This window comes from Streptomyces sp. NPDC048392 (assembly GCF_043200575.1).
Lineage (GTDB): Bacteria > Actinomycetota > Actinomycetes > Streptomycetales > Streptomycetaceae > Streptomyces.
This window is the reverse complement of record NZ_JBICYB010000031.1, coordinates 1-15,279: the sequence shown is the minus strand read 5'-3', so window position 1 is coordinate 15,279 and position 15,279 is coordinate 1. Positions and strand designations below refer to the sequence as shown.

The window sequence follows — 15,279 nt, the reverse complement described above, 5'->3', positions numbered from 1 at the left end:
CCCGGCCGCCCCGGAGAGCGGGCTGCCCGCCCCCTCAAGAGACTGAGGCCGCGCCCATGCTCCGTGGCATCCTGACCGGGTGAACGGTCCCGAGATCCACGTCGAGTTCGCCCCCGAACTGCACCTGTTCGTCCCGCGCGCCCGCCCCACCGGCGCCGCCCGCGCGGCCACCGACGGCGTCTCCACCCTCGGCCATCTCGTCGAGTCCCTCGGTGTTCCGCCGACCGAGGTCGGCGCCCTTCTCGTCGACGGCCGCGAGGTCCCGCCGGGGCACATCCCGGCGGGCGGCGAGTCGGTGCGCGTACGGCCCGTCGAGCACCCCCAGCGGGTCCCCGGCGCTCCCCTGCGGTTCGTGCTCGACGTGCACCTCGGTACCCTCGCCCGCCGGCTGCGGCTGCTCGGGGTGGACACGGCGTACGAGTCGGCGGACCTCGGCGACCCGGCGCTCGCCGCCCTGTCGGCGGCCGAGAAGAGGGTCATGCTCAGCCGCGACCGCGGTCTGCTGCGCCGCCGCGAGCTGTGGGCCGGCGCCTATGTCTACAGCACCCGCCCCGACGAGCAGCTCCAGGAGGTCCTGGACCGGTTCCGGCCCGAGCTGCGCCCGTGGACGCGCTGCACCGCCTGCAACGGGCTGCTGGAGGCAGCCACCAAGGAAGAGGTGGCGGACCAGCTCAAGGGCGGCACCGAGCGGTCCTACGACGCCTTCGCGAAGTGCGGCGCGTGCGGGCGGGCGTACTGGAGAGGCGCGCACCACGAAAAGCTGGAGGCGATCGTGGAGCGCGCTGTGAGCAGGAGCGCCCAGGACGGCTGAGCGGTCAGGGCGGCGGAGTACTCGGAACGCTGAGCGCTCAAGGTAGCTGAGCGCTCAGGGCGGCTGCGTACTCGGAACGGCTGAGCGCCCAAGGTAGCTGAGTGCTCAAGGCGGCTGAGCGGTCAGGTGTTCGTGGCGGTGCCCAGCGCGGTGCGCAGCCGCTCGGGGTCGGTCGTCGGCGCGTCACAGGTGAAGTTCCGGCAGACGTACGCGGCCGGTGCCCCGCCCGCCAGGGGACGGTCGGCGAGCAACGGGAACTCGTCGCTGCCCTCGACGCCGAAGGCGACGACCGCCCCGGGCGCGGTCCCCAGCAGCGCCGTACGGTGCAGCCCCCGCGCGTCGCCGTCGGCCGGCGCCGCTGCGACGACGGCGACTTCACGCGGGCCGTCGAGCAGCGCCTCGGCGGCCGCCAGCCCCCAGCCGACGAAGCGCGGGACCCGTGGGCCGAGCGCCCTGACCACGCCGAGGGCCTGCTCGGCGGCGGCGCGGTGCGGCTCGGAGCCGGTGTGGGCGGCGTACGACAGCAGGGCGCCCGCCGCGGCGCTCCAGCCCGACGGGGTCGCGTTGTCGGTGGGGTCCTGCGGACGGCGGATCAGCCGCTCGGCGTCGGCCGCGGTGTCGAAGAGGGAGCCGGAGCCGTCGGTGAAACGGGTGAGGACGTGGTCGAGCAGGAAGCCCGCGAAGTCCAGCCAGACACCCTCGCCGGTGACCGACGCCAGCGCGAGGAAGCCCTCGGCCACGTCGGCGTAGTCCTCGAGCACCCCCGCGTTGGCCCCGGCCCGGCCGTCCTTGCTGGTGCGGGTGAGCCTGACCTGCTCGTCCAGGTGCAGCCGCACGAGCAGGTCGGCGGCGGCGACGGCGGCCTCGACCAGGTCGGGGCGCTCGAAGTAGGCGCCGGTCTCGGCGAGCGCGGCGATCGCCAGACCGTTCCAGGCGGCGACCACCTTGTCGTCCCGGCCCGGAGCGGGTCGCCCGCCCCGCGCGGCCAGCAGCCGCTCCCGGATCGACGCGATCCGCCCGGCGTCGAAAACGCCCTCCCGCTGCGGCAGTTGCAGCACGGAGGCGCCGTGCTCGAAGGTGCCCTCCTGGGTCACGCCGAAGTACTGTGCGGCCAGTTCCGCGTCGTCCGCCCCGAGCACCTCGGTGAGCTGGGCGGGCGTCCACACGTAGTACGCGCCCTCCACGTGCCGGCCCATGCCGTCGTCGCTGTCCGCGTCCAGCGCGGAGGCGAACCCGCCCTCGGCGGTGCGCAGTTCACGCACCATGAAGTCGGCGGTCTCCAGGGCGACCCGGCGGGCGAGCCCGGAGCCGGTGGCCCGCCAGAGGTGGGCGTACGCCCGGCACAGCAGCGCGTTGTCGTAGAGCATCTTCTCGAAGTGGGGCACGACCCACTCGCGGTCGACGGAGTAGCGGGCGAAGCCGCCGCCCAGCTGGTCGTAGATCCCGCCGCGCGCCATCCGTTCACAGGTGTCCCGCGCCATCTGGAGCGCCCCCTCGGCGCCGGTGCGGGCGTGGTGGCGCAGCAGGAACTCGATCACCATCGACGGCGGGAACTTAGGTGCTCCGCCGAACCCGCCGCGCTGCGCGTCGTACTCCCGGGTGAGCCCGAGCAGCGCCTGCCCGAGCTGCTCCTCGCCGGGCGCCTGCCCGTCACCGTAGGAGATCTCCCTTCCGGCGAGGTCCCGCACGATCTTCCCGGCGACCTCGCCGACCTCGTCGCGCCGTTCCGCCCAGGCCTGCTGGACGCCCTGGAGCACCTGCCGGAAGGACGGCATGCCGTGCCGGGGTTCGGGCGGGAAGTAGGTGCCGAAGTAGAAGGGCTCCGCGTCCGGTGTGAGGAAGACGGTCATGGGCCAGCCGCCCTGCCCGGTCGCCGCCTGGACGGCCTCCATGTAGACGGCGTCGACGTCGGGGCGTTCCTCGCGGTCGACCTTGACGCTCACGAAGTGCGAGTTGAGGTACTCGGCGGTGGGGCCGTCCTCGAACGACTCGTGCGCCATGACGTGGCACCAGTGACACGCGCTGTAGCCGACGCTCAGCAGGACGGGGACGTCGCGTCGTCGGGCCTCCTCGAACGCGCCGGCCTCCCACGGCCACCAGTCGACCGGGTTCTCCGCGTGCTGGAGGAGGTAGGGGGACGTCGCCTGCGCAAGTCGGTTGGGCATAACCCCCATCCTCGCGCACGCGCCGCAGCCCCGCCCGTACGCCACGGGGGAAGGGGGCGCACGGACGGGGCGGCCGGCCCCGCGAAGGGGGCTCGTCCTCAGTAGTCGACGCGGTCGGACTTGGCGATCCAGGCGTCGAACGGCTGGGTGCGGTGGGGCAGGTCGAGGTGCTCCACGGTCATCGGCCACAGCTCCTGGGGCCGCTTGTCGAACAGGTCGTAGAACTTGCGGTCGTCGAAGCCCGCCACGGCGGCGTCATGGCGGTCGGCGGAGAAGACGAGCCGGTCGACACGCGCCCACAGGGCCGAGGACAGGCACATCGGGCAGGGCTCGCAGGAGGTGACGAGGGTGCAGCCCTCCAGGCTGAACGTGCCGAGCGCCTTGCAGGCGGCGCGGATGGCGCTGACCTCGGCGTGTGCGGTGGGGTCGAGGCTGGAGGTGACCTGGTTGCTGCCGAGGGCGACGATGTCGCCGCCCCTGGCGACGAGGGCGCCGAAGGGCCCGCCGCCGTTCCGGACGCTGGTGGTGGCGAGCTCGATGGCCTTGTCCATCCAGGCGCGCTCGAACTCGCGGATGCCGGTCTCGAGGGTGTCGGTGGTCATGCGTGCTCCTTCTTGGGCAAGCAGCGTGCGGACATGCGAGCGTACGGGCGAACGGGCAGACGGGCTTCGCGGGGAGGAGGACTCGTAGGAGCAGTACACAGCCCGCCGACGACAACCGGCCAGGGGCCGAAAACATGAACAACGGGCAGGCTGGGACGGACGCTTCGTAGACTCCTACAAGGCCGGAACGTCCCCGAGCGGCCCAGAACGACGGCCCGGGAGGGGCGGCCCGGGAAGGGCGGCCCGGGAAGGGCGGCGGGGAAAGGGAGGCGGGGAAAGGCGCGGCCGGGAAGGCGCGGTGCCCGCCCCGGCGGACGCGGGGCGGGCACCGGGGCGCCTGGGAGAACACCGGGCCGGGTGTCAGTCCCCCTCGGTCTCGAAGGTGCGCAGCAGGTCGGCCGCGACGCTCACGGCGATGGTCGCGGGCTCCTTGCCGGTGACGTCGGCCAGCCCGATCGGGGTCTTGATCCGGTCGATGACGGCGTCGTCGTGGCCGCCCTCGGTGGCGAGGCGCTTGCGGAACCGCGCCCACTTGGCCGCCGACCCGATCAGCCCGACGGAGCCGAGGTGGGGCGTGCGCAGGGCGGCGTCGCACAGAGCGGCGTCCTCGGCGTGGTCGTGGGTCATGATCAGGGCGTGGGTGCCGGGCGGCAGTTCCGCCAGGACCTCCTCGGGCAGCAGCGGAGTGTGGTGCACGTGCACCTGCGCGACCGCGTCCGCCAGCACGCCGAGCCGCTCCTCGGCGAGGAGGTCGGCGCGGCTGTCGATCAGGTGCAGGTCGAGGTCCTGACGTGCCAGGATGCGCGCCAGTTCCAGTCCGACGTGCCCGACGCCGAAGATCGCCACCGCCCGGACCACCGGAAGCGGTTCGAGCAGCACCGAGACCGTGCCGCCGCAGCACTGCACGCCGTGCCGGTTGGCCACCTTGTCGTTCAGGGCGAAATCGAGCAGCTCCGGTTCCGGCCTGGACGCGGCGATCATCTCCCGGGCCCGGTCGATCGCGACGGCCTCGACATTGCCGCCACCGATCGAGCCCCAGGTCCGGGTCTGCCCCACGACGAGTTTCGCACCGGCGTCGCGCGGGGCGTGGCCGCGCACGGTCGCGACGGTCACCAGCACGCCGGACTCCCGGCGTGCCCGCAACCGTGCGACCGCGGCGAACCACGTCATGTCAGGCACCGCTCAGCGCTTCCGCGCCGGTGCGGACCCGGCCGCCTCCGGAGCGGCCGTCGGCGGCGACACCGTCGCGGTCCCGACCGTTCCGGGAGGCGTCGCCGCTCCCGCGGGCCGCCTGGATCGCCCAGTACACCGCCTCCGGCGTCGCGGGCGAGGCCAGTTCGACACCGACTCCGCCCGGCCCGAACGCGGCGGCGGCCTGCCGCAGCGCCTCCCGCACCGAGAACGCCAGCATCAGCGGGGGCTCACCGACCGCCTTGGACCCGAACACGGCACCCTCTTCGGTGGCGTTCTCCAGCAGGGTGACGTTGAACTCCTCGGGCATCTCCGAGAAGCTCGGCAGCTTGTAGGTGCTGGCGGCCTGGGTCAGCAGCCGGCCGCGGTTCGGCCCGTCGCCGGTGTCCCAGCGCAGGTCCTCCAGCGTCAGCCAGCCCGCGCCCTGCACGAACCCGCCCTCGACCTGGCCGATGTCGATCATCGGGGACAGGCTGTCGCCGACGTCGTGCACGATGTCCACCCGCCGGATGCGGTACGCGCCGGTGAAGCCGTCCACCTCCACCTCGGTCGCCGCGGCGCCGATGGCGAAGTACTTGAACGGCGAGCCCTGGAATCTCTGCGCGTCCCAGTGCAGCCCCTCGGTCCGGTAGTAGCCGGCCGCCGACAGCTGGACCCGCTGGAAGTACGCGGTGCGCACGAGGTCGTCCCAGGCCAGCTCCTCGTCGCCGCCCAGGGTGCGCGCGACGCCCTCGACGATGCGCACGTCCGAGGCGTTCGACCCGAGCCGGCCCGCGGCCACCCGCAGCAGCCGCTCGCGCAACTGCTCGCAGGCGTTCTTCACCGCCCCGCCGTTGAGGTCGGCTCCGGAACTGGCAGCGGTGGCCGAGGTGTTGGGCACCTTGTCGGTCCGCGTCGGTGCGAGGCGCACCTTGTGCAGCGGGACGCCCAGCGTGGTCGCGGCCACCTGCAGCATCTTGGTGTGCAGGCCCTGGCCCATCTCGGTACCGCCGTGGTTGATCAGGACCGAGCCGTCCTTGTAGATCAGCACCAGCGCGCCGCCCTGGTTGAAGGCGGTGAGGTTGAACGAGATGCCGAACTTCACGCCGGTGATCGCCAGGGCCCGCTTGGTGTGCGGGTGCGCGGCGTTGAAGGCCGCGATCTCGCGCTCGCGATCGGCGAGGCCGCCGTTGTCCCGGACCTGCTGCCAGACGGCGGAGATCCGCTCGGGCTGCGTGACCGGCTGCCCGTACGGCGTCGTCTGGCCCTGGCCCGGCCGGTAGAAGTTGCGTTCCCGCAGCTCCCTCGGGTCCAGACCGAGCTGTGGCGCGCAGCGGCCCAGGATGTCCTCGATCACCAGCATGCCCTGCGGTCCGCCGAAGCCGCGGAAGGCGGTGTTGGAGACCGTGTTGGTCTTGGCGATGCGGCCGGCGACGTGCGCGTTGGGGATCCAGTAGGTGTTGTCGATGTGGCACAGCGCCCGGGCCAGCACCGGCTCGGACAGGTCCAGACTCCAGCCGCCGTCCGCGGTCAGCGTGGCGTCCAGGGCCTGGATGCGGCCCTCGGCGTCGAAGCCGATCCTCCAGGTGGCGTGGAACCCGTGCCGCTTGCCGGACATGGTCAGGTCCTGGGTCCGGTTGAGCCGGAACCGGACCGGGCGGCCGGTCAGCGTGGCGCCGAGCGCGGCGATGGCCGCGAACCCGTGCGGCTGCATCTCCTTGCCGCCGAAGCCGCCGCCCATCCGCAGGCACTGCACGGTCACCTCGTGGGCGGGGACACCGAGCACGTGCGAGACGATCTCCTGGGTCTCCGACGGGTGCTGGGTGCTGCTCTGGACGAACACCTGCCCGTTCTCGTCCACCTGGGCCAGCGCCGCGTGCGTCTCGAGGTAGAAGTGCTCCTGTCCGGAGAACTGGAACTCGCCGGTGAACACGTGCGCGGAGTCGGCGAAACCGGCGTCGATGTCCCCGTGTGCCATGACGGGCCGGGCGCCGTGGTAGCTGCCCGCCTCGATGGCCTCCCGCAGCGTGATCAGGGAAGGCAGCTCCTCGACGTCCACCTCCACGGCGGCCGCGCCGAGCCGGGCCGCCTCCAGCGTCTCGCCGAGCACCCAGGCGACCGCGTGGCCGTGGAACATGACCTCGTCGGGGAAGAGCGGTTCGTCGTGCTTCATGCCGGCGTCGTTGACGCCCGGCACGTCCGCGCCGGTCAGCACACGCACCACGCCGGGCACGGCCAGGGCCGGCCCGGTACGCACCGCCGTGACCCGGCCGCGGGCCTTCATGACCTGGACCGGGTACGCGTGCAGCACGTCCTTGGTGCGCTGGACCAGGTCGTCGGTGTACAGCGCCGTGCCGGTGACGTGCTGGACGGCGCTCTCGTGCGGCATGGAGACCCCGACGACGGACTTCTCGGGACGCTCGGACAACTGGCTCATGACGGCACCGCCTCGGTGGTCTGTGCGTACAGCTTCAGCAGGCTCTGCCCGAGCATCGCGGCGCGGTAGTCGGCACTGGCGCGGTGATCGCTCATCGGCGTGCCCTCACCCCGCAGCACCTCGGCCGCGGCCTCGACGGTCTCCGCCTCCCACGGCCTGCCCTCCAGGGCGGCCTCGGTGGCGAGGGCGCGGACCGGGGTGGCGGCCACGCCGCCCGTACCGATGCGGGCCTTGCGGACCATCCCTCCCTCGACGTCGAGCGCGAAGGCGACCGCCACGCTGGAGATGTCGTCGAAGCGCCGCTTGGCGATCTTGTGGAAGGCCGCGACCGGCGACAGCGGCAGCGGGACGCGCACCGCGCGGATCAGTTCGCCGGGGCGGCGCACACTCTGCCGGTAGCCGGTGAAGTAGTCCGCCAGCGGCACCTCGCGCGTACCGTCGGCGTCGGCGAGCACCAGCGACGCCTCCAGCGCGAGCAGCACCGGCGGGCTGTCGCCGATGGGCGAGCCGGTACCCAGGTTGCCGCCCAGGGTCGCACCGTTGCGGATCAGCCGGGACGCGAACTGCGGGAACAGCTGCGCCAGCAGCGGGACGGTGCCGTCGAGGCGGCGTTCGATCTCGGTGAGCGTCAGCGCCGCCCCGATCTCGACGTGGTCGGACTCGACCCGCAGTTCCCGCAGTTCGGGCAGCCGGTCGACGGCGACCACGCAATCCGCCCGGCGGGACCGGATGTTGACCTCGACACCCCAGTCGGTACTTCCGGCGACCACCACCGCGTCGGGCCGCTCACGCAGCAACCGCAGTGTCCCGGCCAGGGTGCTCATCCGCAGGAAGGCACGGTCGTCCCGGCGGTACTCGGTGGCGACCGGGGCGGGCGGGGCCTGCTCGCGGCGCTGCGCCAGCGGGTCATCGTCGGTGGGCGCGCCGACGGCGTACGCGGCGTCGCGGATCGGCCGGTAACCGGTGCAGCGGCAGAGGTTGCCGCTGAGGGCGTGCAGGTCGAAGCCGTTCGGACCGTGCTCGCCGTCGGCGCCGTCGGTACCGTCCGCGCCGTCGGCCGCCGCGTCCGGGTCAGGGCCCGCGTGGGCGCAGCGGTCGGGCCGGTAGTACTCGGCCGCCATGCTGCAGACGAATCCCGGTGTGCAGTAGCCGCACTGGGAGCCGCCGCGGACCGCCATCTCCTCCTGCACCGGATGCAGGACGGGCGGCGTGCCGGGTGCGCCGACGGTGGCGAGGCCTTCGGAGGTGACGACCTCCTGCCCGTCGAGTGCCGCGACCGGCACCAGGCAGGCGTTGACCGGCACCCAGTCGGTGGGCTTGTCGACCCCGGGGCGGGCCACCAGGACCGAACAGGCGCCGCACTCACCCTCGGCGCAGCCCTCCTTGGTGCCGGTGAGGCCGCGCTCGCGCAGGAAGTCCAGCACCGTGGTGTGGGGGGCGGCCGGTGCGATCGGTGCTTCTTTTCCGTTGACCGTGATCCGTGCCGCTACCATGGCAGACCTTCATTTCGACTCGGGACAGGTCGATTCATCATGTTCGCCAATTTCAGGCAGCTTTCTGTGTCCGGACGCGCCGCATAGAAGAAGCGAGCGCAAATCGGCACGCGTCAGTGGCATGCCGTGAAGTGATGAAGGTGGGGGACAAACCCGGAACGTGCCACGTGCGGGCACAGCGGAACGGCGTGTCAGCAGCCGTGCGCGACCCGACCCGAAACCCACACCGTACGGCGGGCGAGGCGACTCAGATCAGAGTTGGTGTACATCTGCCGGTCGCCTCCTTTCGGTAGTCATGGGTCTACTTTCCCTTGCAAATTAGTGGCTGCGGTCACCCTGGTCAAGAGGGGAATTCGTCGAATTTCCCGGCCGGTACGGACCAGCTCTCCCCAGGGTCTCCTCATCACGGGACACTTGACCCACGCACAACCGGGGAATGACCCGGGGACGGGCCGGAAGGCCGCGGGGACGCCCGGAGCCACCGGGGGCGCCCGGGGCTCCCGGGAGGAGACCGATGCCGCCGGAGGGGGCGCGACATGCGGGACAGTCATCGGGCGGAGGCCGAGGGGCTGCTCAGGCGGGCCGTGGAGGAGGAGGTACGGCGCTCGGGCGGTCGCACGGACGGGACCGTACTGCTCTCCAGGGCCCGTGCGGCGCTGGACGCGATGGCGGGGACGGCGGGTGGGGAGTACGAGGCCTACACCCGCGCCCTCGACGAGGCCGCGGCCGGGCAGCTCACCTTCCGCGAGCGCTACGCCCGCGAGGGCGCCGGCACTCCCCTGCTGGTGGCCGCCGTGGCGGCGGTCGCGGCGGTGGTCGCCGACGTGGCGCTCGGCACCGGCACCGGCACGGCGGTCGGCGCGGGCGCCGCCGTGGGTGTCGTCGGCGCGGCGGCGACCGTGGTGAAGGTGGTCGGGGTGCATGTGCCGGCCGCCCACCACCGCGCCGGGGCGGTCAGCCAGCCCGGCGGGCCCGAGCAGTTGCGGCTGCAGTGGCTCACCGCGCTGGAGGTGCGCGGCATCCGGCCGTTCCTGGACCAGCAGCGGATGCTCGCCGCGTCCACCGGGCCCGCCAGGACCGGGCCGAGGCTGCGGGGCGCCGACAAGAGCGCGGCCGCCCGGGGGCGCAACGCGCTTGAGCAGTCGTTCGGACAACTTCCTGAGCCCGAGGGCACGTTCGTGGGTCGACGCCGGGAGATGGCGCGGCTGCGGCAGTGGGTGCAGGCGGCCCGCGCGAGCACGGAGACCAGGCCGACGGTGGTGGTGCTGCACGGGGCGCCCGGCAGCGGCCGTACGACGCTGGCGGTGCGGGCCGTCCACGAGCTGCGGGACTACTTCCGCGGGGCGTGCCTGGTGGATCTGCGCGGGGGCGGGTCCGCGACGGGCGGCCCCGCGACGGGCGGGTCCGCGACGGGCGGGTCCGCGACGGGCGAGTTCGGGACAAGCGGGTTCGAGACGGACGGCTCCGCGACGGGCGGGTCCCGGGCGGGCGAGTTCGGGGCGGGCGGGTTCGAGGCGGACGGCTCCGGGACGGACGGACCCAGGACGGACGGCTCCGAGGCGGGCGGCTCCGGGACGGACGGACCCGCGACGGGCGGCTCCGCGGCACACGGCTCCGGGACGGACGACTCCGCGACGGAGGGGTCCGCGGCACACGGCTCCGTGGCGGGCGGCCCAGGGGCGGGCGGCGAGACGCCGCTGAGCACCCGGGACGCCCTGCTGCACCTGCTGAACCGGCTCGGGGCCCCCCGCGAGCAGCTGCTGTTCCGTGAACGGACCTCCGCGGACCAGCAGGTCAAGCGACTCAGCGAGCTGTACCACCAGCATCTGACGGGTGTGCCGGTCACCGTCGTCCTCGACGACGCGTCGGACCCCGAGCAGGTGCGCACGCTGGTGCCGCAGCGGTCGGACAGCCTGGTGCTGGTCACCGCACGCCGACCGCTCGAACTGCCGGCCGACCTCCCCGCGCACGTGTACGACCTGCCCGTCCAGGCGCTGGACGCGGCGAGCGCGGAGGAACTGCTGGGCGCCACCGCCGAGGACGCGTCGGGACCGTACGACGCCGAGTCGAGCGAACTGATCCGACAGCTGTGCGGCGGGCTGCCGCTGGCGCTGCGGATCGCCGGATCGTCGCTGGGCCCGCGCTCGCCGCGCGCGCTGGCGACCGATCTGGGCGCCTACGGGCCGGTCGAGCCGGTCGAGCGGGCTCTGTGGCTGCGCTACACCGACCAGCCCGAGCCGGCGCGGCGGCTGCTGCGCAGGCTGGCGCTGGCGGGCCGCACCTCCCTGGGCGCCGCTGCCGCCGCCGCGCTGCTGGCCACGGACGAGACGGAGGCGACCCGGCGGCTGACGGCCCTGTCGCGGGCAGGGCTGATCGACCACGTCCGGGGCAGCCGCTACCGCCTGCACGACGTGGTCCGCGCCTTCGCCCTCGCCCGGCTCGCCGACGAGGAGGAGCCCGGCGAGCGCACGGCCGCTCAGGAACGGCTCATCGCGAACTACGCCGAGCTGGCCGACTCCGTACTGCGCCTGGTCGACGGCAACATGTCGACCCGCTCGAACCAGTTCGGGCAGTACGGCTTCACGTCCCTGGACGAGGCGCTGCGCTGGCTGGACGACGAGTCGAGCTTCATCACGGCGGCGCTCAGACACGCGGAGGGCGTCGACCAGGGCACGGTGCTGAACCTGCTGGGCGCGCTGTGCGACTACTGCCTGCTGCGCGGCGACCTGTACCGGCTCGGTGAGATCAGCGAGCTGGCGCAGTCCGTGGACCAGGGGCTGCTGGTGCGCTCGGTGCAGTGGCGCACCGGTATCGCGGCCCGGCAGCTCGGCGAGCTGGACAAGGCGCGTACGACGCTGACCTCCGTGGTCGACCTGTACCGGGAGGCCCACCACGACGCCGGCGCGGCCCGGGCGCTGTGCTCGCTGGGGATCACGCTGCACCACCAGGGCAATCTGACCGAGGCTGCGGCGAAGCTCCGGGAGGCGCTGGACCTGCAGGCCTCGCCCGAGCTGGACACGGACCGGGCGTGGACGATGCACGCGCTGGCGGCGGTGCAGCGCGACCGGGCCCGGCTGGCGGAGGCCCTGGAGCTGCTCACCGAGTCACTGGTACTGCACCGCGCGGGCGAATCGGTGCACGGCCAGGCGTGGGCCCACTTCCAGCTCGGGCAACTGCACCTGCGCACGGGCGACTTCCCGCGCGCCGAGTCGGGCCTGCGTGCCGCCCTGGAGCTGTACGGCCGCACCCAGGACGCCCGCGGCGAGGCCTGGGCGCTGACCCAGCTGGCGCGGGCCCGCCTGGTGGACGGCGACGCTTCCGAGGCGGTGGCGGAACTGCGGCGGGCTGCGGCCCGGCACCGCGAGAACGAGGACGCGCGCGGCGAGGCATGGACGGTCTACTACCTGGGCCAGGCGCTGGAGGAGACGGGCGACCTGGACCAGTCGGTGCGGGAACTGGAACGCTCCCGCACGATGTTCTCCCGGATGCGGGACGTCTACGGCCTGGCCTGCGCCCGGCACCACTCGGCGCGGGTCACCCGCGATCAGCGCGCCGCCCGGACCGGCTCGCTGCGCAACTCCGGCTTCGCCCGCCAACTCCTGGTCGACGCCCGCGCCGACTTCCAGCGCATCGGCGTCGGCCACGGGGAGGCGTGGACGTGCCTGGAACTGGCGGTCGTGGACGCGGGCAACGCCCGTACGCCGCAGGCGCTGGCCCTGTGCGACGAGGCGGCCGCCCTCTTCGCCGCGTACGGCGACCGACGGGGCGGGGACTGGGCCGGCTTCCTGCGCTGCACCCTGCTGCCCTACGCCGCGCCCGGAGGCGTGGAGGTCGGTACGGCGGTGGCGCAGGAGGAGCTGACCCAGCTGTCCCGCGCCCGTCACCCGGCCCGCGACACCAAGCTGGACGATTACGTGGACGCGTACCAGCTGCTCCTCGAGCGCGGCGTGCGGCTGGAGGCGGGCTGGCAGGCCTGGCGCCTGGGCATGGTCCCGAACCGTCAGGCGAGGGAGGTGATGGGCGTGGCGGTCACGGCGAGCGCCCACCCGGCGGCGCCCGCCCCGCCGGACGCCTAGCTGTCCCGCTGCGGCTTCGCCTCACCACCGCCGGAGGCCGAGGTCTCGGCGTCCCCCGTCTCCGTGAAGTCCACCTTGCCCATGTGCCGGTTCATGGACTTCATCAGACCCCACACCGCCAGGGCCATCACCGCGAACACGATGAAACCGAGGACGCCGGGGGTGACCTTGTCCTCGTCCAGCTCGGCGAGAGTGACGAGGTGCGTCATTGCCAGGCTTGCGCTTGCACTCATGTCAGGCATTGTCCCGGATGCCCGCGAAGAGGTCGTCCTCGGGGAGGGAGGTTTCCACGTGGGACTTCGCGAGCTCGTACTCCTCGGTGGGCCAGACCTCCCTCTGGATCTCCATCGGCACCCGGAACCAGCCCCCGTCGGGGTCGATCTGCGTGGCGTGCGCGATCAGCGCCTTGTCGCGGATCTCGAAGAAGTCCGCGCAGGGCACGTGCGTGGTGAGGGTGCGCTCCTTGCGCTCGAACTCCGCCCAGCGCTTGAGCCAGTCCGCGTAGGGCGACTCCAGGCCGCGCTCCAGCAGCGCGTTGTGCAGCGCCTCGGTGCGGGGGCGGTTGAAGCCCTGGTTGTAGTAGACCTTCAGCGGCTGGTACGCGGCGCCGTACTCGGCCTCCGGGTACTTCTCGGTGTCGGCCGCCCCCTCGAAGGCCACCATCGTGATCTTGTGGGTCATGATGTGGTCGGGGTGCGGGTACCCGCCGTTCTCGTCGTAGGTGGTGATCACCTGCGGTCGGAAGGAGCGAATCCTCCGCACCAGCTCACCGGCCGCCTTGTCGACGTCCTCCAGGGCGAAGCAGCCCTCAGGCAGCGGCGGCAGCGGGTCGCCCTCGGGCAGGCCGGAGTCGACGAAGCCGAGCCACTCCTGCCCCACTCCGAGGATCTCGCGGGCCTCGTCCATCTCCTTCTTGCGCACCTCGTGGATGTTCTCCTCGATGTACGCGTCCCCCTGGAGCTTCGGGTTGAGGATGGAGCCGCGCTCCCCGCCCGTGCAGGTCACCACCAGCACGTCCACTCCCTCGGACACGTACTTCGCCATGGTGGCCGCGCCCTTGCTCGACTCGTCGTCGGGGTGGGCGTGGACGGCCATCAGTCGCAGCTGGTCAGTCAAGACTCAATCCTCGGTCAGTCGGCGCCCTGTGTGCGGAGGCGCAAATCAATGGGTGCCGCCCTGCGGGAGCGCCGTTGAGGGGCGGCGGTCGGGTGGCGGGCGGGAGGCTTCTATAGTGACCGAATCGGGCACGGAATAATTCCGCGGCCCGGGAAGACCCGCTCCCGCGAAGAGGACGATCATGAGTACGGCGAGCACGCAGACGCCTCAGGGTCGGTACGGCCGCTCCTCGGACGAGCGGGCCGACCGCACACTCAAGGTCGTCGGCGCCGTGCTCGGTGCTCTCCTGCTCGCACTGATCGGCTGGTTCGGCTACCACTACGTCGGTCAGAACAAGATCAGCGGCCAGGTGATCGGTTTCGAGCTCGCCGAGGACTCGGTGCAGGTGCACCTCGAGGTCCGCAAGGACGCGGGTGTCGCGGGCTACTGCACGGTGCGCTCCCAGGCGGAGGACGGCGACGAGGTGGGGCGGGCCGACTTCCGCTTCGACGGGAACGACACCCGCATCGACAAGGTCGTCACCCTGCGGACGAAGGCCGCGGGTACGTCCGCCGAGCTGCTCGGCTGCCACCCGGAGTGACCCAGCAGGGCCCGCTGGTGCGAATACATGGCACCTGACCTGCGGTGACACGAATCTAGAGGCTTATGTCCTCCCCCTTTGGCCACTGAATTGTTAGGCTCGTGGTTTCGCCCTTCCGTGAAGGAACATCCTTCTGGGTAGGGCGTTGATTTGTATTCCCAGTACCAACGAGGAGCACCCGTGACCCAGACCAGCGAGAACGTCACCTGGCTGACCCAGGAGGCGTACAACAAGCTCAAGGAGGAGCTTGAATACCTTACTGGTCCTGCGCGCACCGAGATCTCTGCCAAGATCGCCGCGGCTCGCGAGGAGGGGGACCTGCGTGAGAACGGCGGGTACCACGCGGCGAAGGAAGAGCAGGGCAAGCAGGAGCTCCGCGTGCGCCAGCTGACCCAGCTGCTCGAGAGCGCCAAGGTGGGCGAGGCCCCGGCCGCCGACGGCGTGGTGGCCCCCGGCATGGTCGTCACGATCGCCTTCGACGGTGACGAGGACGACACGCTGACCTTCCTGCTCGCCTCACGCGAGTACGCGAGCTCGGACATCGAGACCTACTCGCCGCAGTCCCCGCTGGGCTCGGGCGTCATCGGCCACAAGGTCGGCGAGGACGCCCAGTACGAGCTGCCCAACGGCAAGCCGGCCTCGGTGAAGATCCTCACGGCCGAGCCGTACAACGGCTGACCCGGCCGTTCGTAGTCTGGCCGGCTGTCCGGCTCTGTGGTGGGGGGGGGGGGGGCGGGCCCCCCCCCCCCCCCGCCGGGCGCCCCCCCCCCCCCCGGGGGGGGGGGGGGCCCCCGGCCGCCCCCCCCCCCCCCCCCCCCACCCCCCCACA

Annotated in this window: 11 protein-coding genes; 4 read left to right on the top strand and 7 right to left on the bottom strand. The window is 72.7% G+C overall.

Annotated elements, in window-relative coordinates; all coding sequences use genetic code 11:
* Nucleotides 1–79 precede the first annotated feature (79 nt).
* Nucleotides 80–811 (top strand): Mut7-C RNAse domain-containing protein, encoded by a 732-nt coding sequence (locus ACGFYH_RS29465; RefSeq protein WP_393806211.1) that lies wholly within the window; start codon nt 80–82, stop codon nt 809–811.
* A 122-nt stretch (nt 812–933) separates the two neighbouring features.
* Here the strand turns inward: ACGFYH_RS29465 and ACGFYH_RS29460 are convergent, their stop codons facing one another.
* The 5 genes from ACGFYH_RS29460 to ACGFYH_RS29440 all read right to left on the bottom strand — a co-directional run bounded on the left by ACGFYH_RS29460 (nt 934) and on the right by ACGFYH_RS29440 (nt 8,678).
* Nucleotides 934–2,976 (bottom strand): thioredoxin domain-containing protein, encoded by a 2,043-nt coding sequence (locus ACGFYH_RS29460; RefSeq protein WP_393806210.1) that lies wholly within the window; start codon nt 2,974–2,976, stop codon nt 934–936.
* A gap of 98 nt (nt 2,977–3,074) precedes the next feature.
* Entirely contained in the window at nt 3,075–3,578 is a 504-nt protein-coding gene (locus ACGFYH_RS29455; RefSeq protein ID WP_393806209.1) for a nucleoside deaminase, read from the bottom strand.
* Nucleotides 3,579–3,938: 360 nt separating this feature from the next.
* Entirely contained in the window at nt 3,939–4,748 is an 810-nt protein-coding gene (gene xdhC / locus ACGFYH_RS29450) for a xanthine dehydrogenase accessory protein XdhC (protein WP_393806208.1), read from the bottom strand.
* A 1-nt stretch (nt 4,749) separates the two neighbouring features.
* Nucleotides 4,750–7,185 carry a xanthine dehydrogenase molybdopterin binding subunit gene (gene xdhB, locus ACGFYH_RS29445; RefSeq protein ID WP_393806207.1) on the bottom strand — a complete coding sequence of 812 codons (2,436 nt, stop codon included), beginning with the start codon at nt 7,183–7,185 and terminating at the stop codon, nt 4,750–4,752.
* Nucleotides 7,182–8,678: a xanthine dehydrogenase small subunit gene (locus ACGFYH_RS29440; RefSeq protein ID WP_393806206.1), complete on the bottom strand. Its 1,497-nt coding sequence runs from the start codon at nt 8,676–8,678 to the stop codon at nt 7,182–7,184. The genes xdhB and ACGFYH_RS29440 overlap by 4 nt, the downstream gene beginning before the upstream one ends.
* A 536-nt stretch (nt 8,679–9,214) precedes the next feature.
* Between ACGFYH_RS29440 and ACGFYH_RS29435 the strand changes: the two genes are divergently transcribed.
* Entirely contained in the window at nt 9,215–12,754 is a 3,540-nt protein-coding gene (locus ACGFYH_RS29435) for a tetratricopeptide repeat protein (RefSeq protein WP_393806205.1), read from the top strand.
* Here ACGFYH_RS29435 and ACGFYH_RS29430 read toward each other — a convergent pair.
* Both ACGFYH_RS29430 and mca read right to left on the bottom strand, forming a co-directional pair.
* Nucleotides 12,751–12,996, bottom strand: a complete 246-nt coding sequence (locus tag ACGFYH_RS29430) for a hypothetical protein (RefSeq protein ID WP_393806204.1) — start codon at nt 12,994–12,996, stop codon at nt 12,751–12,753. The two genes, ACGFYH_RS29435 and ACGFYH_RS29430, sit on opposite strands and share 4 nt — an antisense overlap.
* Nucleotides 12,989–13,849 (bottom strand): mycothiol conjugate amidase Mca, encoded by an 861-nt coding sequence (gene mca / locus ACGFYH_RS29425; protein ID WP_393806271.1) that lies wholly within the window; start codon nt 13,847–13,849, stop codon nt 12,989–12,991. The genes ACGFYH_RS29430 and mca overlap by 8 nt, the downstream gene beginning before the upstream one ends.
* A 202-nt stretch (nt 13,850–14,051) precedes the next feature.
* Here mca and ACGFYH_RS29420 point away from each other — a divergent pair, with 202 nt between their 5' ends.
* Both ACGFYH_RS29420 and greA read left to right on the top strand, forming a co-directional pair.
* Nucleotides 14,052–14,450 carry a DUF4307 domain-containing protein gene (locus ACGFYH_RS29420; RefSeq protein WP_393806203.1) on the top strand — a complete coding sequence of 133 codons (399 nt, stop codon included), beginning with the start codon at nt 14,052–14,054 and terminating at the stop codon, nt 14,448–14,450.
* 180 nt (nt 14,451–14,630) lie between these two features.
* Nucleotides 14,631–15,128, top strand: coding sequence for a transcription elongation factor GreA (gene greA / locus ACGFYH_RS29415; RefSeq protein WP_393806202.1), 498 nt, complete (start codon nt 14,631–14,633; stop codon nt 15,126–15,128).
* Nucleotides 15,129–15,279 lie beyond the last annotated feature (151 nt).